The organism is Fervidobacterium nodosum Rt17-B1 (genome assembly GCF_000017545.1).
Taxonomy (GTDB): domain Bacteria; phylum Thermotogota; class Thermotogae; order Thermotogales; family Fervidobacteriaceae; genus Fervidobacterium; species Fervidobacterium nodosum.
In genome coordinates, this window is record NC_009718.1 from 1,213,630 (window position 1) to 1,231,361 (window position 17,732).

General features: G+C 38.5%; 27 protein-coding genes and 2 tRNA genes. All 29 read right to left on the reverse strand.

Annotation, left to right across the window (positions count from 1 at the left end; genetic code table 11):
- Positions 1 to 9 precede the first annotated feature (9 nt).
- Positions 10 to 1,296 carry a preprotein translocase subunit SecY gene (gene secY / locus FNOD_RS05855; RefSeq protein ID WP_011994278.1) on the reverse strand — a complete coding sequence of 429 codons (1,287 nt, stop codon included), beginning with the start codon at positions 1,294 to 1,296 and terminating at the stop codon, positions 10 to 12.
- Between the two features lie 2 nt (positions 1,297 to 1,298).
- Positions 1,299 to 1,745 carry a 50S ribosomal protein L15 gene (gene rplO, locus FNOD_RS05860; RefSeq protein WP_011994279.1) on the reverse strand — a complete coding sequence of 149 codons (447 nt, stop codon included), beginning with the start codon at positions 1,743 to 1,745 and terminating at the stop codon, positions 1,299 to 1,301.
- 14 nt (positions 1,746 to 1,759) lie between these two features.
- Positions 1,760 to 1,945 carry a 50S ribosomal protein L30 gene (gene rpmD, locus FNOD_RS05865; RefSeq protein ID WP_011994280.1) on the reverse strand — a complete coding sequence of 62 codons (186 nt, stop codon included), beginning with the start codon at positions 1,943 to 1,945 and terminating at the stop codon, positions 1,760 to 1,762.
- Between the two features lie 3 nt (positions 1,946 to 1,948).
- Positions 1,949 to 2,479: a 30S ribosomal protein S5 gene (gene rpsE, locus FNOD_RS05870; protein WP_011994281.1), complete on the reverse strand. Its 531-nt coding sequence runs from the start codon at positions 2,477 to 2,479 to the stop codon at positions 1,949 to 1,951.
- A 22-nt stretch (positions 2,480 to 2,501) separates the two neighbouring features.
- The gene (gene rplR / locus FNOD_RS05875; RefSeq protein WP_011994282.1) at positions 2,502 to 2,870 is read right to left on the reverse strand and encodes a 50S ribosomal protein L18; all 369 of its coding nucleotides are present in this window, start codon (positions 2,868 to 2,870) and stop codon (positions 2,502 to 2,504) included.
- A gap of 13 nt (positions 2,871 to 2,883) precedes the next feature.
- Entirely contained in the window at positions 2,884 to 3,438 is a 555-nt protein-coding gene (gene rplF, locus FNOD_RS05880) for a 50S ribosomal protein L6 (protein WP_011994283.1), read from the reverse strand.
- Positions 3,439 to 3,451: 13 nt separating this feature from the next.
- A complete protein-coding gene (gene rpsH / locus FNOD_RS05885) occupies positions 3,452 to 3,856 on the reverse strand; it encodes a 30S ribosomal protein S8 (RefSeq protein ID WP_011994284.1) in 405 nt (134 codons plus the stop codon).
- 17 nt (positions 3,857 to 3,873) lie between these two features.
- Positions 3,874 to 4,059, reverse strand: a complete 186-nt coding sequence (locus tag FNOD_RS05890) for a type Z 30S ribosomal protein S14 (protein ID WP_011994285.1) — start codon at positions 4,057 to 4,059, stop codon at positions 3,874 to 3,876.
- An 18-nt stretch (positions 4,060 to 4,077) separates the two neighbouring features.
- A complete protein-coding gene (rplE, locus tag FNOD_RS05895; protein ID WP_011994286.1) occupies positions 4,078 to 4,632 on the reverse strand; it encodes a 50S ribosomal protein L5 in 555 nt (184 codons plus the stop codon).
- Positions 4,633 to 4,645: 13 nt separating this feature from the next.
- Positions 4,646 to 4,969, reverse strand: a complete 324-nt coding sequence (gene rplX, locus FNOD_RS05900; RefSeq protein WP_011994287.1) for a 50S ribosomal protein L24 — start codon at positions 4,967 to 4,969, stop codon at positions 4,646 to 4,648.
- Between the two features lie 13 nt (positions 4,970 to 4,982).
- A complete protein-coding gene (gene rplN / locus FNOD_RS05905) occupies positions 4,983 to 5,351 on the reverse strand; it encodes a 50S ribosomal protein L14 (RefSeq protein WP_011994288.1) in 369 nt (122 codons plus the stop codon).
- Positions 5,348 to 5,650, reverse strand: coding sequence for a 30S ribosomal protein S17 (rpsQ, locus tag FNOD_RS05910; protein ID WP_011994289.1), 303 nt, complete (start codon positions 5,648 to 5,650; stop codon positions 5,348 to 5,350). Before rpsQ ends, rplN begins: the two co-directional genes overlap by 4 nt.
- A 5-nt stretch (positions 5,651 to 5,655) precedes the next feature.
- Entirely contained in the window at positions 5,656 to 5,856 is a 201-nt protein-coding gene (gene rpmC / locus FNOD_RS05915; protein WP_011994290.1) for a 50S ribosomal protein L29, read from the reverse strand.
- Positions 5,853 to 6,281 carry a 50S ribosomal protein L16 gene (rplP, locus tag FNOD_RS05920; RefSeq protein ID WP_011994291.1) on the reverse strand — a complete coding sequence of 143 codons (429 nt, stop codon included), beginning with the start codon at positions 6,279 to 6,281 and terminating at the stop codon, positions 5,853 to 5,855. The genes rpmC and rplP overlap by 4 nt, the downstream gene beginning before the upstream one ends.
- Positions 6,282 to 6,384: 103 nt before the next feature.
- The gene (rpsC, locus tag FNOD_RS05925; RefSeq protein WP_011994292.1) at positions 6,385 to 7,014 is read right to left on the reverse strand and encodes a 30S ribosomal protein S3; all 630 of its coding nucleotides are present in this window, start codon (positions 7,012 to 7,014) and stop codon (positions 6,385 to 6,387) included.
- 24 nt (positions 7,015 to 7,038) lie between these two features.
- Positions 7,039 to 7,482, reverse strand: coding sequence for a 50S ribosomal protein L22 (rplV, locus tag FNOD_RS05930; RefSeq protein WP_011994293.1), 444 nt, complete (start codon positions 7,480 to 7,482; stop codon positions 7,039 to 7,041).
- Positions 7,483 to 7,496: 14 nt separating this feature from the next.
- Positions 7,497 to 7,784 (reverse strand): 30S ribosomal protein S19, encoded by a 288-nt coding sequence (gene rpsS, locus FNOD_RS05935; protein WP_011994294.1) that lies wholly within the window; start codon positions 7,782 to 7,784, stop codon positions 7,497 to 7,499.
- 16 nt (positions 7,785 to 7,800) lie between these two features.
- The gene (gene rplB / locus FNOD_RS05940; protein WP_011994295.1) at positions 7,801 to 8,628 is read right to left on the reverse strand and encodes a 50S ribosomal protein L2; all 828 of its coding nucleotides are present in this window, start codon (positions 8,626 to 8,628) and stop codon (positions 7,801 to 7,803) included.
- Between the two features lie 13 nt (positions 8,629 to 8,641).
- The gene (gene rplW, locus FNOD_RS05945; RefSeq protein WP_011994296.1) at positions 8,642 to 8,944 is read right to left on the reverse strand and encodes a 50S ribosomal protein L23; all 303 of its coding nucleotides are present in this window, start codon (positions 8,942 to 8,944) and stop codon (positions 8,642 to 8,644) included.
- On the reverse strand, positions 8,941 to 9,612 hold the full coding sequence (gene rplD / locus FNOD_RS05950; protein ID WP_011994297.1) for a 50S ribosomal protein L4: 672 nt from the start codon (positions 9,610 to 9,612) through the stop codon (positions 8,941 to 8,943). The genes rplW and rplD overlap by 4 nt, the downstream gene beginning before the upstream one ends.
- A 107-nt stretch (positions 9,613 to 9,719) precedes the next feature.
- Positions 9,720 to 10,343: a 50S ribosomal protein L3 gene (gene rplC, locus FNOD_RS05955; protein WP_011994298.1), complete on the reverse strand. Its 624-nt coding sequence runs from the start codon at positions 10,341 to 10,343 to the stop codon at positions 9,720 to 9,722.
- Positions 10,344 to 10,363: 20 nt separating this feature from the next.
- Complete coding sequence (gene rpsJ / locus FNOD_RS05960; RefSeq protein ID WP_011994299.1) at positions 10,364 to 10,672, reverse strand: 30S ribosomal protein S10; 309 nt, start codon at positions 10,670 to 10,672, stop codon at positions 10,364 to 10,366.
- A 99-nt stretch (positions 10,673 to 10,771) separates the two neighbouring features.
- The gene (tuf, locus tag FNOD_RS05965; RefSeq protein ID WP_011994300.1) at positions 10,772 to 11,974 is read right to left on the reverse strand and encodes an elongation factor Tu; all 1,203 of its coding nucleotides are present in this window, start codon (positions 11,972 to 11,974) and stop codon (positions 10,772 to 10,774) included.
- Positions 11,975 to 12,043: 69 nt separating this feature from the next.
- Positions 12,044 to 14,119, reverse strand: a complete 2,076-nt coding sequence (fusA, locus tag FNOD_RS05970; RefSeq protein WP_011994301.1) for an elongation factor G — start codon at positions 14,117 to 14,119, stop codon at positions 12,044 to 12,046.
- A gap of 53 nt (positions 14,120 to 14,172) precedes the next feature.
- Positions 14,173 to 14,640 carry a 30S ribosomal protein S7 gene (gene rpsG, locus FNOD_RS05975; protein ID WP_011994302.1) on the reverse strand — a complete coding sequence of 156 codons (468 nt, stop codon included), beginning with the start codon at positions 14,638 to 14,640 and terminating at the stop codon, positions 14,173 to 14,175.
- Positions 14,641 to 14,655: 15 nt separating this feature from the next.
- Entirely contained in the window at positions 14,656 to 15,060 is a 405-nt protein-coding gene (gene rpsL / locus FNOD_RS05980; RefSeq protein ID WP_011994303.1) for a 30S ribosomal protein S12, read from the reverse strand.
- A 282-nt stretch (positions 15,061 to 15,342) separates the two neighbouring features.
- Positions 15,343 to 15,417: transfer RNA gene (locus FNOD_RS05985), tRNA-Gln, on the reverse strand.
- Between the two features lie 50 nt (positions 15,418 to 15,467).
- Positions 15,468 to 15,542, reverse strand: a tRNA-Val gene (locus FNOD_RS05990).
- 88 nt (positions 15,543 to 15,630) lie between these two features.
- The gene (locus FNOD_RS05995) at positions 15,631 to 17,640 is read right to left on the reverse strand and encodes an alpha-amylase family glycosyl hydrolase (RefSeq protein ID WP_011994304.1); all 2,010 of its coding nucleotides are present in this window, start codon (positions 17,638 to 17,640) and stop codon (positions 15,631 to 15,633) included.
- Positions 17,641 to 17,732: the final 92 nt, after the last annotated feature.

Sequence of the window (17,732 nt, forward strand, 5' to 3'; positions counted from 1 at the left end):
CTCTTGAATTTATCTTCTACCAGCTATCTTTCCTTTTTTAACAAAGCCTTCGTAATTTCTCATAATCAAGTGTGCTTCGATTTGTTGAGCAATATCTAAAGCAACTCCAACCGCGATAAGCGCACTTGTACCACCAAGCCAAATATTTACACGTGTAATTCCTTCAACTAAGTAAGGTAACAGTGAAATACCAACAAGGAAGATCGCTCCGAGGAATGTAACTCTGTTGAGAACGAACGTAATGTATTCCTCTGTTGGTTTTCCTGCCCTTATTCCTGGTATAAATCCTCCATATCTCTTAATATTTTCGGATATATCCTTTGGATCAATAACAACAACACTGTAGAAGTATGTGAAGAAGAATATCAAGAGCGCGTAAATTATCATCATGAGAGGACTTTGCATGCTGAATAGTTTAATTGCCCACTGAGCACCTGTGATTTGCGCAATTGCTTCTGGAATACTAATTATTGCCCATGCAAATATGATAGGAATAACACCTGAGTGATTAACTTTTATAGGCAAGTATGTGCTTGTTCCACCGTATATCCTTCTTCCAACCATTCTTGTTGCATATTCAATTTTGATTCTTCTTTCCGCTTGTTGAACGTATATAATTGCAACAACCATAAATATTGCAACTGCGATAAGGAATATCCAACCGAATATATTAAGATTACCAAGAACCGCACTTCTGAAATATGCTGGGTATCTTGAAACAATACCTGCGAATATCATTATACTAACACCATTTCCAATACCTTTTTCTGTAATTCTATCGCCAATCCAAAGAAGGAACATTGTACCAGCAACCAAGGAAACTGTTGAAACAAATGAGAATAACCACGTATTGATTGCGATGATTCCTTGGTAACTTCTTGCAAGACCAAAAGAAACTACGAATGATTGTAATGCTGCCAATCCAAGTGTAAGATTCTTTGTGTAGTGTTGGAATTTCTTCCTACCTTCTTCACCTTCTTTTAAGAGCTCTTTCAAAGAAGGAATGATGGAAGCAAGAAGCTGCATGATAATAGATGCGTTAATGTATGGAGTAACGCTCATTGAGAATACGGAAAATCTGCTGAAAGCACCTCCGGTGAAAACATCATAAAAGCTGAGAACGCCTCCAGCAAGACCTGTACCTTGTTTGGAAAGCGCTTCCCCCCAAGCTTTGATATTTATTCCTGGAACCGGGACATAAATACCCAATCTGAAAACAAGCAACATTAAGAATGTAAAGATAACCCTATCCCTTACCTCTGGAATTTTCATCGCATTTCGCAGCGCTTTCCACATTATTAAATCACCTCTATTTTTCCGCCAACTTTTTCAATCTTCTCCTTCGCCTTTTCACTGAATTTATGTGCTTTAACTGTGAGTGGCTTTGTTATTTCACCTCTTGCAAGTATCTTTACACCATCGTAAATCTTATCGATAATTCCTTTTTCAATAAGAACTTCTGGTGTAACTACTGCGTTACTATCAAATTTCTCCTCGAGGGTCTCAAGGTTAACAACAGCGTAAAACTTCTTTGTGAAGTTTTTGAACCCAAATTTTGGAAGTCTTCTATGAAGTGGTGTTTGACCACCTTCCATCCAAGCTCTAACTTTTCCTGTACCTCTTGATTTTTGACCTTTGTGACCCTTTCCTGCGGTCTTTCCTTTACCTGAACCTTGTCCTCTTCCAAGTCTTTTGTATTTTTTGTTCGACCCTGGGGTAGGTTTTAGGTCCTCTATAGTAATCATGCAAATTCCCCTCCTTATTCTTCGACTTCTTCAACTTTGACAAGATGTTTTACTTTCTCAACCATTCCACGAATCTGAGGTGTATCTTCTTTAATTACTGTATAATGCATTCTTCTTAATCCAAGTCTTTTAACTGTATCTTTCTGATCGTATTTATATCCAATCGGACTTCTTACAAGTGTTATTTTCAGCTTCTTCATACATTAGCCCTCCTTTTTAACACCGCGTACTACTTGAGCTGGGGTAATATCTCTAAGAGCTGCTATTTTGTCTATACTGTAAAGGTTCTTTACGCCATTTACTGTTGCTTGAGCCATTATTACTGGATTTGTTGACCCCATTGCTTTTGTAAGAACGTTTTGAACGCCCGCAAGCTCAAGGATAGCACGTACTGTACCGTTGGCAATTATACCGGTACCTGGTGCAGCAGGCTTCATAAGTATCTTAGCTGCGTCTTGTCTGCCAACTACTTCGTGAGGGATTGTACCCTTAACTACAGGAATTTCTATTATATTCCTTCTTGCACTAACAAGCGCTTTTCTAATTGCATCAGGAACTTCTCTTGCTTTTCCAACACCGACACCGACTTTACCATTTCTATTTCCGACAACTGCAAGAACTCTGAAAGAAAGATTTTTACCACCTTTTGTAACTTTAGTCGTTCTTCTAATTTCAATAATCCTTTCTTCAAATGTTTCACCTGCTTGTTTTATCTTTTCGGCAATTTCTGACACTGTGAGCACCTCCTACCAAACCTTAGAATTTCAATCCAGCTTCCCTTGCCGCATCTGCAAGGGCTTTTACTCTACCATGGTACTTAAATCCACCGCGGTCAAAAACTACTTCCTTTATACCTTTTGCAAGTGCTCTTTCTGCTATAAGTTTTCCTACTTCTTTTGCCGCTGTGATGTTCCATGTCTTTTGAAGTTTTTCCTTCATAGCCTTTTCTACGGTTGACGCTGCAACCAAAGTAATACCTTTCGTATCATCGATTATTTGAGCGTACATGTGTTTTTCGCTTCTGAATACAGCAAGTCTTGGCCTTTCAGGAGTTCCAAAAATCTTTTTTCTTAACCTTTTATGTCTGACAAGTCTCAATTGCCTTCGGTCTTCACGTTTAATCACGTTTTATACCCCCTTATGCTTTCTTTCCTTCTTTAAGTTTGAGAACCTCGTCTACATACTTTATACCTTTACCACTGTATGGATTTGGTTCTCTCCACTTGCGTATATCTGCTGCAACTTGTCCAACTCTCTGTTTATCGATTCCACTAACAATTATCTTATTTGGTGCGGGGACTTCTACTTTTACATCAGCTGGTACATCGAATTCTACTTGGTGAGCATAACCGAGGTTCATGATTAACTTATTTCCTTGAAGTTGTGCCCTGTAACCGACGCCAACAATTTCAAGTTCTTTCTTAAATCCTTCCGTAACACCTAAAACCATGTTTCTGATAAGTCTCCAGTAAGTACCGACCATTGCTTTGAATTTTCTCTCATCTGCTTTTCTCTTTGCTACTTCAAGATTTGGTGTAACCCAAACTTCATTACCTTCGACTTTTATAGAAACAAATGGATGATTATTTAATTTCAATTCACCCTTTGGGCCTTTAACTTTTATCTCAGAGTCGGTGATTGATAACTGAACATTTGTTGGTAAAACAATTGGTTTCTTCGCAATACGTGACATGTACTACACCTCCTTACCAGATGTAGGCAATAACTTCTCCACCGACTCCATGTTCCGCTGCTTCTTTGTCGGTGAGTACGCCTTTTGATGTGGATATTATGGCAATACCGAGTCCATTTTTAACTCTTGGGATATTGTTTTTACCAACATAAATCCTTCTCCCAGGTTTCGAAACACGAACAATTCCATGAATTACTCTTTCTCTGTTCTTTCTTGTACCTTTGTATTTCATTTGAATTCTCAAAATTCCTTGTTTTCCATCTTCAATGTATGTGTATCCCTTAATAAATCCTTCCCTAACAAGAATATCAGCTATTGCTTTTTTTAAGTTTGATGCAGGAACATCTACTTGTTCTTTAAAAACTTGGTTTGCATTTCTTATTCTTGTAAGCATGTCAGCTATTGGATCGCTCCACACGGTTAACACCTCCATAATTACCAGCTTGCCTTCCTAACGCCCGGGAGTTTTCCCTCGTTAGCCATTTTTCTAAAACACACTCTGCAGATTCCAAATTCTCTGTATACTGAATGGACTCTTCCGCAAATGCTGCATCTTGTGTATTCTCTAACTTTAAACTTTTTCGGCTTCTTCCATCTTTCGACCATTGATTTCTTTGCCATTTATTTTTCCCTCCTTAATTACTGCTTTTTGAATGGGAAACCAAGTAACTCAAGTAATCTTCTTGCTTCTTCGTCTCTTTTTGCTGTTGTAACCACTACAATATCCATACCTTGGATCCTCTTGATCTGGTCTGGTGAAATTTCTGGGAATACCAATTGTTCTGTTAAACCGAAACTGTAATTACCTTTTCCATCAAATGAATTTGGATTTAAACCTCTGAAGTCTCTAACTTTAGGTAAAACAAGATTAACAAGTTTGTAGACAAAATTGTACATTCTTGGCCCTCTGAGCGTTACTTTTACACCAACGCTCATACCTTTTCTTATCTTAAAGTTAGAGATACTCTTTTTTGCTTTTGTGATTATTGCCTTTTGACCAGCTATTGTTGTTAATTCTCTTGCGTGCGCTTCTATAACATCTTTATTTCTTGAACCTTCACCAACACCCATATTTATAACTACTTTAACAAGTCTTGGAACTTCATGAATATTTTTATATCCAAATTCTTTCATTAAAACCGGCACCACTTCTTTTTGATACTTTTCCTTCAAAGGAACAAATTCGTAGGCCATTTTTTACTCCTCCTTACTTCTTATCTATGATTTCTCCACATTTCTTACAGTATCTAACTTTTGATCCATCTTCGAGTACTCTAAATCCTACTCTTGTAGCCTTATCACAGCTTGGACAGACTAACATAACCTTTGACCAGTAAAGTGGTGCTTCTTTTTCAATTATACCGCCTTGTCTCATTTGTCCAGTTGGTCTTTGATGTCTTTTTACGATGTTTACGCCTCTGACTATTAATTTTTCTTCTTTTGGAAGTACTTGTATAACTTCTCCTCTTTTACCTTTATCTTTTCCGGAAATTACTTGTACTGTGTCACCCTTTTTTATCTTCTGTGCCATCGATTACCACCCCTTACCATACTTCTGGTGCGAGAGATACTATTTTCATGAAACCTTTTTCTCTGAGCTCTCTTGCAACAGGTCCAAACACACGTGTTCCTTTTGGCTGGTTGAATTTATCAAGAACAACAGCTGCATTATCATCGAATCTTATATAGCTACCATCTGGTCTTCTAATTTCTTTCTTTGTCCTTACAACAACTGCTTTAACAACATCACCTTTTTTGATATCTGTATTTGGTACAGCTTCTCTTACACTGCAAACTACTATATCGCCAATTGTTCCAAATTGTTTGTGTGAACCACCGAGTACTCTTATTACTCTTAATACTTTTGCACCTGAATTATCAGCCGCTACGAGGTAGCTTTCGTTTTGTATCATTGTTCACTACCCCCTTCAATATCAATTGTTTCCTCTATCTCTGGCGTTTCTGAAAGTTTTGAACGTTCAAGAATATTAACAACTACCCATCTTTTGAGCTTGCTTAATGGTCTTGATTCTTCAATTTCAACAACATCTCCAACTCTGCATGCGTTATTTTCATCGTGTGCATAAAATTTCTTCGTTCTTTTAACGTATTTTCCAAATTTTGCATGTTTAACGAGTCTTTCAACTTTAACCGTTACAGTTTTATCCATTTTGTCGCTTACAACAACGCCAACTAATCTTTTCTTAGGCATGTGTATTACCTCCTTATACCGAGTTCGCGTTCACGTAGAATAGTTTTGATTCTTGCGATATCTTTTTTCGTTTTTTGAATAAGGCTTGGGTCCCTCAATTCGCCTAGTGCATTTTGGAATCTCAAATTCATAAGTGTTCTTTTCTTTTCTTCAAGTAACTTCAACAATTCTTCATTATTCATATTTCTGATTTCCACTGGTGTCATACTGCTTCACCACCTATGTGATGTCTTGTCACTATTTTTGTTTTTATTGGTAATTTTGTGGCTGCATATTCCAAGGCTTTGATTGCTAATTCTTCCTCAACACCACCAATTTCGAACATGACTTTTCCAGGTTTTACCACTGCTACCCATCCTTCAACGTTACCTTTACCTTTACCAAGTTTTGTTTCAGGTGGATGTTTTGTGTAGGATTTATCAGGGAATATTTTTATCCAAAGCTTACCTTCTTTTTTCAATGTCCTTGTTATAGCAAGCCTGCAAGCTTCGATCTGTTGAGCTGTGATCCATGCTGGTTCTAAAGCTTTTAATCCGTATTCGCCAAACATTACAAGTGCTCCACCTTTTGCATCGCCTTTTGTTCTACCTCGGTGTTGTTTTCTGTATTTAACCCTTTTTGGCATTAACATGGCTGTTTACCTCCCTTATCTCGCCTTTATCCTGCCTTCTTTTGCCTTAGCTTTTCAGGTCCTATCTGTGCTTTTTTCTGAACTTTTCAACACTTTATATCATTTATATGTTTTGATCGCCTTTATATATCCAAACTTTTATTCCGATTGTACCGTACTTTGTTTCTGCACGTGCTGTCGAGTAATCTATGACAGATCTAAGTGTTTGAAGTGGAAGTCTTCCCTTAAGATACCATTCTGTTCTCGCAATTTCCGCACCAGCAAGTCTTCCAGAAACCATTATCTTTATACCTCTTGCCCCTCTCCTGAGCGCGGCAGTAATTGCTCTCTTCATGACTATCTTGTAAGATGCACGTTTTTCTATCTTTTGAGCAATAGATTCTGCCACAAGAGATGCCTCTGTTTCGGGCGTTTTTAATTCGATTATATCAATTCCAAATTTTCTGTTGAAGTTTGCTTCTAATGCTTGTCTCAATTCTGTTATACCTGCGCCTTTTTTACCTATTAATATACCAGGTCTTGCTGCATAGATTGAAACTAAAACTCTTTCAGCATCTGGTCTTTGAACAAATACTCTTGCAATTCCAGCTTGGTTGTAATTTTTCTTAATGAAGTTTCTTATTGCCTCGTCTTCAAGTAAATATTCACTGTATTTTTTCTCATTAAACCACTGCGCATCCCATTCAGAAGTTAAACCGAGCCTAAATCCTTTTGGATGTACTTTTTGACCCACCTGTATCACCTCGCAAAGTATTTATTATTTTGCTTTTGTCTCATTTTCTTTTTCTCTATCCCTAACAATAACAGTTATATGGGACATTCTCTTTTGAATAATATCCGCTCTTCCTCTACCGCGCGGCCATACTCTCTTCATTCTTGGGCCATCGTTTACATAACATGCTGCAACATAAAGGTTTTCCTCAGAAAGTCCGAGGTTATTTGTTGCATTCGCTACTGCAGATTTTAACACATTATATACGATTCGTGCAGCCTTTTTCGATGAAAATTCAAGAAGATTAAACGCTTCTGAAACATTTTTACCCCTAATGGAATTGATTACTGACCTTGCTTTCCTTGGAGATATGCGGACAAATCTTGCAACTGCCCTTGCTTCATATTTTGGTAACGTTGCAAGTGTCTCTTTTCTCTTTGCATGGAACTTGGACCTTTTGAGTCCTTCTCTTTTAATGATAGTTTGCATTATCAATTCCCTCCTTATTTCTTGACCTCACCTTTTTTGGCTGACTTGTTCGTATGTCCACCAAATCTTCTTGTGAATGAGAATTCACCAAGTTTGTGTCCAACCATATTTTCTGTTATATATACTGGTATGTGTTTCATTCCGTTGTAAACAGCTATTGTATGACCGACCATTTCTGGAACGATTGTACTTGCTCTGCTCCATGTTTTTATTATTTTCTTTTCACCAGTCTCATTGAGCATTCTTATTTTTTTGATAAGTTTGGGGTCTACGAATGGTCCTTTTTTGCTTGAACGGCTCATTTATTACACCTCCTGATTAACCGTTTCGTCTTCTAACGATGAATTTATCGCTTGCTCTCTTACCTCTCCTCGTCTTGTAACCTTTCGCTGGGACACCCCATGGACTCTGTGGATGGTGACCTTTACCTCTACCTTCTCCACCACCGTGTGGGTGATCAACTGGGTTCATGACAACACCACGTACATGTGGCTTTCTACCTTTCCATCTTTCTCTACCGGCTTTACCAGATACTTCGTTTTTGTGGTCTTCGTTTCCTACCACGCCAACCGTTGCGTAACATTTTATATGTACTTTTCTCAATTCGCCAGATGGCATCTTCAAGAGTGCATAGTTACCTTCTTTTGCCATAAGTTGACATGCTACACCAGCACTTCTTGCTATCTTCGCCCCACCACGTGGTAAAAATTCTATACTGTGAACGATTGTACCAACTGGTATATTTTCAAGCGGAAGAGCATTACCTGGCTTAATTTCTGCTTCAGGTCCTGACATTACTGTATCTCCAACGTTAAGTCCATTTGGTGCAAGAATGTACCTTTTTTCACCGTCAGCGTAAATTAGCAAAGCAATTCTTGCGGTTCTATTTGGATCATATTCAATTGATGCAACTTTTGCGGGGATATTTTCCTTTTCCCATCTTCTGAAATCAACAATTCTGTAAAGTCTCTTGTGACCGCCACCTCTGAATCTAACTGTTACTCTACCATGGTGGTTTCTTCCTGCGCTTTTCTTAAGAGGAACAACAAGTGACTTTTCTGGTTTTGTCTTTGTAATTTCCGAAAAGTCTGGAATTATCATGAATCTTCTACCTGGTGTTGTTGGTTTAAATCTTTTAAGACCCATTGTTTTTCACCCCTTATGCCTGGAGTTCTTTAATTGCATAGCCTTCTGCTAATTTGACTATGGCTTTTTTCCATTCTTTCGTGTAACCTTCTCTTGCCATGTAACCTCTTCTGAGGTCTCTCTTTGGTTTTGGTTTGACTATAACTGTATTTACCCTTTCAACTTTAACATTGAAAAGTTTCTCAACAGCTTCCTTTATTTGGGACTTATTTGCATTTTTGTCAACTTCAAAAACATACTCTCTATTGGCTCTGAGCATCATCGATTTTTCACTTATTACTGGTCTGATGATGATATCTGAATATTCTTTTCTCATTTGCTGAGCACCTCCTCAATTTTGCGAACGGTGCCCTCTGTAAGGACAACCTTTGAAGAGTTGATTATATCGTAAACGTTCAAACCATCGATGTTTACCGGATTCCCGTTGTTTGGATTATCGGCAATTATTACTTTTACTCCAGGAATGTTTCTTCCAGAAAGTTTTACATTTTCGTATACTTCTTCTTTTCTTGGAAGAACAAACAATACTTTCTCGTCAGCGATTCCAAGATTCTTAAGAACTTCTCTCATTTGTTTTGTTTGAGCCTTTTCAAATCGTATGTCGCTCACAACAATAAGGTTTCCTTCCTGGAAGCGAGCAGAAAGTGCTGATTTAAGTGCTAATTTTTTCATCTTTTTGTTCAATCTCTTAAGGTAATTCCTTGGTTTTGGACCGTGTGCAACACCACCGTGTCTCCAGTGAATTGCTCTTATGGAACCTTGTCTTGCTCTACCTGTATGCTTTTGTGGCCATGGTTTTCTTCCGCCACCAGCTACTTCTCCTCTTGTCTTTGTGGATGCTGTCCCTGCTCTCGAGTTTGTAAGTTGCATATCGATATAGCGCCACATGACATCAAGGTTTGGTTCAACGTTAAAAACTTCATCAGCAATTTCGATGTTACCGATCTTTTCACCTTTAATGTTATACAATGTTACCTGTGCCATACTCTTCGTCCTCCTCTACTTCATTTTCGGAGCACGTCCTTGTTGTGTTTTTTACGCTGTCAAAAAAATAAATAAGCAATAATTCAAAAATATTGAATTGTTTTGAATTATTGCTTGACAGCGCTCCTTATAATAACAAGGCTGCCCCTCGCTCCTGGCACTCCACCTTTAACTGCTAAAAGGTTGTTCTGCGCATCAATTGTGACTACTTCAGAGTTAAGAATTGTTACTCTTTCATTACCATATCTTCCAGGCATTCTTTTACCTTTGAATATTCTTGCTGGTTCAGTGTGTTGACCAACAGAGCCAAGCTCTCTGTGGAATTTTGCACCGTGTGCTTTTGGTCCACCTTGGAAGTTCCATCTTTTCATTGCACCAGAGTAACCTCTACCTTTTGTCCATCCTGTAATGTCTATTTTATCGCCTTCTTGGAAAATTGCAACTGTTATTTCTTGACCAACTGAATATTGGTCAACATTTTCTACTCTGAACTCTTTTAAAACTCTCATTGGTTTAACATTTGCTTTTTTAAAAACACCAAGCATTGGTTTTGTGAGTTTCTTTTCATTAACTTCTTCAAAACCAAGTTGTATTGCGTTGTATCCATCTTTTTCAACAGTCTTCTTTTGGACAACAACACATGGACCCGCTTTAAGAACTGTTACTGGAACAACCTTTTCATCTTTCCATAATCTGGTCATTCCAACTTTTCTTGCAATTATAAATTTCATCTCAAAACACCTCCGAGGACTCACAGATTGATTTCAACGTCGACACCTGCTGGAAGATTAATCTTCATCAGAGCGTCAATCGTCTTTGAGTTCGGTTCAATTATATCAATCAGTCTCTTGTGTACCTTTTTCTCAAATTGCTCACGTGAGTCTTTGTGCTTGAGTGGTGACCTAAGCACTACGTAAAGCGACCTTTCTGTTGGCAATGGTATTGGTCCCGATACCTTTGCATTTGTTTGCTTTGCAACTTCAACTATTTTCTTGGCTGATTCGTCAAGTAATCTATGATCATAAGCCCTCAACCTTATTCTAATTTTCTGACCTGGCATGTCTTACCCTCCTTCTTAGAAAAGGGGGGGAATCCCCCCGATTACAAGTATATGCGCTATTTCTGTGTTTTCTTTGCAATCTTTATAGCATGTTTCGAATTACTCAATTATTTCGGAAACGACTCCAGCTCCGACTGTTCTTCCACCTTCACGAACTGCGAATCTCATACCTTTTTCGATTGCTACCGGGTAGATGAGTTCAATTGTCATTTCAACGTTGTCACCAGGCATAACCATTTCTACACCTGCTGGAAGGTCAACGATTTCTCCTGTTACGTCAGCTGTTCTGATGTAGAATTGTGGTTTGTAACCTTTTGTGAATGGTGTGTGTCTTCCGCCTTCTTCTTTCTTCAAAACGTAAATGTTTGCCTTGAATTTCTTGTGTGGTGTTATGGAACCTGGTTTTGCAATAACTTGTCCTCTTTCAACTTCGTCTTTGTCAACACCTCTTAAGAGACATCCAACGTTGTCACCAGCCATTGCTTCATCAAGTTCTTTTCTGAACATTTCAACGCTTGTGATAACTGTCTTCTTTGTTTCGTAGCTCATACCGATGATTTCTGCTTCAACACCTGGTTTGATTACGCCACGTTCGATTCTTCCTGTAACAACTGTACCTCTACCTGTGATTGTGAATACGTCTTCGACAGGCATAAGGAATGGTTTATCAACTTCACGAACCGGATCTGGGAAGTAGCTGTCCATCGCATCAAGAAGTTCTTTTATTGCCTTAAGATCTGGGTGGTTTGGATCATTTGGTGCTTCAACTGCTTTAAGAGCAGAACCTCTGATAACTGGAAGTTCATCGCCAGGGAATTCGTATTTGCTGAGAAGGTCTCTAACTTCCATTTCAACAAGGTCAACAAGTTCTGGGTCGTCAACCATATCAACTTTGTTTATGAAGACAATCATCGCTGGAACGTTAACTTGTCTAGCAAGGAGAACGTGTTCTCTTGTTTGTGGCATTGGACCATCTGTTGCCGCAACGACAAGTATTGCACCGTCCATTTGAGCTGCACCTGTAATCATGTTCTTAATGTAGTCAGCGTGACCTGGACAGTCAATGTGTGCGTAGTGTCTCTTTTCTGTTTGGTATTCAACATGTGTAATGTTGATGGTAATACCTCTTGCTCTTTCCTCTGGTGCCTTATCAATCATTTCGTATGGTGTGTAATCTGCCCATCCAAATAGAGAACAGTACTTTGTTATAGCTGCCGTAAGTGTTGTCTTTCCGTGGTCAATATGTCCAATCGTACCAACGTTCATGTGAGGTTTGGTTCTTACAAATTTTTCCTTTGCCATACTTTTGCCCCTCCTTCTTCACCTATGGTGGAGTTTAATTTTGGTTTGGTTATTTCCTGTTAACTATTATTAGCCCTTAAGTATCTTTTCAGCTACTTTTTCAGGTACTTTCTCGTAGTGTGAAAGCACCATCGTGTAATTTGCTCTACCTTGAGATAATGACCTAAGTGTTGTCGCGTAACCAAACATTTCACTCAATGGAACGAGAGCCTTTACTACTCTCAAGTGACCCCTGTTTTCAAGGGCATCTATGTGTGCCCTTCTAGAATTAAGATCCGCAATGATGTTACCCATGTAGTCTTCCGGTGTTGTTACCTCAACTTTCATTATAGGTTCGAGTAATACCGGATTTCCTTTCTCCATGGCTTCCTTGAAAGCCATGCTTGCTGCTATCTTAAATGCCATTTCTGATGAGTCAACTTCATGGTATGAACCATCGAGTAACGTCGCTTTGATTCCAACAACTGGATATCCAGCCAGTACTCCAACTTGCATTGCTTCTCTGATTCCTTCCTCGATAGCGGGAATGTATTGTTTTGGTATCACACCACCAACTGTCTTATCAACAAATTCGAATGTCTTGTCAAGCCCAAGAGGCTCAAATTGAACAACTACATGACCATACTGACCTCTGCCACCGCTCTGTCTTATGTACTTACCTTCGATTTTGACATCTTTCGTTATTGTTTCTCTATAAGCGACTTGTGGTTTACCAACTCTGACATTGACGTTGAATTCTCTCTTAAGTCTGTCAACTATAATCTCTAAATGCAATTCTCCCATACCGGAGAGAATTGTTTCGCCAGTTTCTTGGTCAACGTACGCCCTAAGTGACGGGTCTTCATCAAGTAATGATTGCAATGCTTTTGAGAGTTTTGTTTCATCATCTTTTGTTTCAGGCTCTATAGCTATCGAGATAACTGGTTCTGGAAATTCCATCTTCTCTAATATAACATATGTATTTTCTTCACAGACCGTATCACCAGTTATCGTGCTCTTCATTCCTATAACGCCGACTATATCTCCAGCCCTTACATACTCAACATCTTCACGCTTATCAGCATGTAAGAATATGAGCCTCGAAACTCTTTCTTTAACGCCTTTTGTTGTATTTATAACGTAACTTCCTTTTTCAAGCTTTCCACTGTAAACTCTTAAGAATGTGAGCTTACCAACGTATGGGTCTGTCTGAATTTTAAACGCATACGCAACAAAAGGAGCATTCTCTGTAGGTTGAACTTGTATCTCGTTACCTGCTTTGTCAAATCCTTTAACTGGCGGAAGATCCAATGGTGATGGCAAGTACCTTACAATTCCATCTAAAAGAGGTTGAATACCAAGATTCATTTTTGCTGAACCACAAAATACTGGTGTCCCTAATCCTGCTATTGTTATCCTTCTGAGTGCTGCATGAATTTGCTCAATAGATGGTTCTTCCCCTTCAAGGTACATCTCCATTATTTCGTCGTCAACTTCTGCGATTTTTTCTATCATGTCTTCTCTTGCTTCATCTGCTTTGTCTTTCCATTGCGTTGGAATTTCTTCAACTACCATTTCAGTACCTTCAGGATTAAGCCATCTGATAGCTTTCATCTCGATTAAATCGATAACACCCGCAAAATCACTTTCAGCACCCATTGGTAACTGAACGGGAATTGGATGTGCACCAAGCCTTTCGACCATTGTTTGGACAGCCATTTCGAAATCTGCACCGGTTTTATCCATCTTATTCATAAACGCAATTCTTGGTACGTTGTATTTATCAGCCTGGCGCCAAACTGTTTCAGACTGTGGTTCAACACCTGCCGTTGCGTCAAACACAGCGACTGCTCCGTCAAGAACTCTTAAAGATCTCTCAACTTCAATAGTAAAGTCAACGTGTCCCGGTGTGTCGATGATATTAATACGATGTTCTTTCCAGAGACACGTTGTAGCAGCCGATGTAATGGTTATACCTCTTTCCTTTTCTTGGACCATCCAGTCCATCGTTGCTGTACCATCATCGACACTACCTATCTGATGCTTCCTACCTGTGAAATAGAGAATACGCTCGGTAGTGGTCGTCTTACCGGCGTCTATATGAGCCATTATTCCTATATTCCTTAACTTATTCAGGTCGACATATAATGCCTTTATCTCTTCCATACTTTCCTCCTCGAAGACATATAACTTTGAATCTTATAGAAATATTAATAATATTACCATCTGAAGTGGGCAAATGCTCTGTTAGCTTCTGCCATTTTGTGTACGTCTTCTCTCTTCTTAATAGCCGCACCTGTGTTATTGTACGCATTCAAAAGCTCTTCTGCTAATTTTTCTTGCATTGGTTTTCCTTTTTTGGATCTTGCAATATCAACTATCCATCTAATAGCAAGTGTTGTCTTTCTGGGTTCTTGAACTTCAACTGGAACTTGGTAAGTTGCACCACCAATTCTCCTTGGCCTTACTTCTACAATAGGTTTAACGTTTTCTATCGCCTGTTTAAAAACTTCTATTCCGTCCTTACCCGTCTTTTGACTGAGTATATCAATTGCACCGTAAACTATCTTTTGAGCTATTGATTTCTTTCCATCCCACATAATTTTATTAACCATCCTTGTTACAAGGACTTCGCCGTAAACTGGATCTGGTGAAACTACTCTCGGTTCGGCTCTTCTTCGCCTCATTCAATTCCCTCCTTATTACTTCTTACCTTTTGCGCCTGCTGCAGCTCCGGCTTTTGGTCTCTTTGCACCGTATTTACTTCTGCTCTGGCGTCTGTTTTCAACACCCGCTGCGTCTAACGCACCTCTTATAATCTTGTACCTAACACCTGGGAGGTCCTTAACCCTTCCACCTCTTACAAGAACAATCGAGTGTTCTTGAAGATTATGACCTATACCAGGAATATATGCAGTCACTTCAATACCGTTGCTTAATCTAACTTTAGCTATTTTACGAAGAGCAGAGTTCGGTTTTTTTGGTGTCATTGTTGAAACCCTAACGCAAACTCCTCTCTTCTGTGGATGACCTTGCAATGCCGGTGACTTAGATTTTTCCTTAACTTTTTCCCTTCCGTGTTTTACTAACTGATTAATCGTTGGCATCTTAACCCTCCCTTCAAACTATACATTCGTGTGATATTATAAACTCTGTTTTAATAAAAAACAATAAAAGCCGTGTGAATTTTTTGTTGCGTACACGACCTCGTGCGTTTTTGCGACATAAGCATAATAATTTACAAACAAAAGATTATTTACATTAACCGAATCGTTTCGTTAACATTCTAACTTCTGGTAATACCAAAATAATGGGCGCATATGCGCCCGTTGATTTTCTACATCTTATCGTTATTTGCATTAATGAGTGCAGATAATGAGAATTAAAATTGGCTGGGGCGGTAGGACTCGAACCTACACAACTGGAGCCAAAGTCCAGGGTCCTGCCAATTAGACGACGCCCCAGCGTTAACGCCGTATCGCCTAAATTTGACCCTCATTTTATTAACTAAAATTGGTGGGTGCGGCAGGGATTGAACCTACGACCTCTTCCGCGTCAAGGAAGCGCTCTCCCACTGAGCTACGCACCCACTTTTAGGTATCGCTGACCTCATTGGTCAGCGATACTGATTTTACTATGTATCTTTAAATCTGTCAAGAGGTATTTTATTTAAAAATTTATAATTCTCTATTTATTAACATTATAACAAAATCACCCGATTGAAGTTCATATGGAATAATATTACTATTTGATATTGGTAAATTCTTTGCTCCAAATTTAGTTATAACTTTTACACTTTTTACTTCAATCTCTCTTCCAGCGGTTTCATTAACAAAAACTTCAATATACCTTCCCTGAGCAAGATTTAGATTCCCAAGTACAATTAATCCCTGATTATCTTTCCAGAAGCTGTAATTTGCTGTTAAACCATCTTGGTAGTTTAAATATACATATCGGAATTCACCATCATAGAATTCAGAAACCTTTTCCCTTATAGATAACAATCTCCTCAAGTAATTATAAATTTCATCGTTTGCTTTGTCCCAGTGTAATGCGTAATAATCAAAAAAAGCAAGCTTTCCATAAAATTGGTCATTTGGTGGCAATACAGTTTTCCCGAATATGTTGTTATCCAAACCAAGGTTCATTGGTTGAACTTCCTCTATTTCCTGTCCACTGTTTATATATGGTATCGCGTTCGGAGCAAAATACAATAATGCAGGTGCAAGGTATTTGAGCTTATCACCATTTTCTCTTACAACTATCCTTGGAGTATCTGGTGTTTCGCAAGAAGCAATAAAAGGTACTTTAAGATAAGGTACTGTCTCTTCAATGAATTTGTAAAATTCTCTTGGTCTTGCAGCTGCATACCAGCTGTTACCTAATATACAATCGTAACCTTCTCTCTTTGCTTTTTCATCGTTTTTCATTTCAAGTTCTTCGGCAATAAACACGAATGCTGGGTCTATTTCCCTGGCTTTTGAAATAATCATATCCTGAAGACTTGCGGGCAATGCATGTCCCATATCAATCCTTGCTCCATCTATTCCAAATCTTTTTTGGTAAGACGGAATTATATCTGAAAGATATTCCCATAACTCCATATTTGGTTCATTACCTGGGAATTTACTCGACTTAACAACATCAAATAAAACATAAGGTGGTTGGTTTTCCGGTAAGTATTTCTGACTTTCCGCTGGATGATCCAAATACAATCTCAAAAATGTAACATCGTCCCAAGTTGGTTGAGGATCATTTACCCAGTCGGAAAAGCCTGGAGGTGTAATAATTCCAAACTCACGAGCGATATTTGAAAGGATATCGCCTTCCATCTTCTTAACTCTCTGCCATTTCTTTGGATCTAACTTGTTTGGTGGAAGCGTGAATTTTGCAAGATGTTGTTTAACTTCTTCATTTGAATATATTACAGATAAATCTGCTGGATCTGGTATTTTAAAAGGTAATTCAGGTATGTGTGGTGGTTTGTAACTTGCCACTTCTTCTATCCTTATCCAATAGAACCAATCTGGGTGTTCTTTTATTAAATCACTATCCCTTGCGGCAGTTCTTGGTATAAAATCAAGCACAACACGTATACCAAGCATATGCGCCGCTTGAACAAGTGCTTTAAATTGCTCATCAATAGATATTCCTTCAAGAAGTGGGTCATGGTAGCTTTCATCAAGCTCAACAGGATTTTTAACCGCGTACGGTGAACCAACCTCACCTTTTTTGAAAATGTTGCTCATTTTCGAAATAGGGAGCATATACAAAATATTGATTCCCATGTTTTTCAAATATGGTAACAACGCTATCATCTTTAAAAACGTTCCAGATTCTTTGTAACCGAAAATATCTTCTGGTTCAAAAGCACCAAATCCTTTGTGGTTGTAAGCCGCTGTAGCTCTTGGAAGGGCGCCGTATATCTTACCTTTACCAATCCAAATAGGTTTTACCTCACCATTTAACATTGCTAAAGATTTTGAATAATCGAATCCTTTATCATTTTCAAGGATATAATCGATTAAGAAGGCAAAATATTCGTATGGATCAACGAAATAGCGCCCATCTTTAATGGAAACCTTTCCAGCATAATGAGAAATAAACCATTGCTTAGGTAAAGCGTAAAGTGTTTTTCCGGTAATTTTTGTTTTCAAATAATCTCTCAAGTCTCTAAGTTCATTCATACTTGATACCTCCTATTTAAAAATCTTAAAAGATTTAACATTGCTTATTTTTCACCACTTGACGAACTCTAATAATCATTGTATAATCTTAC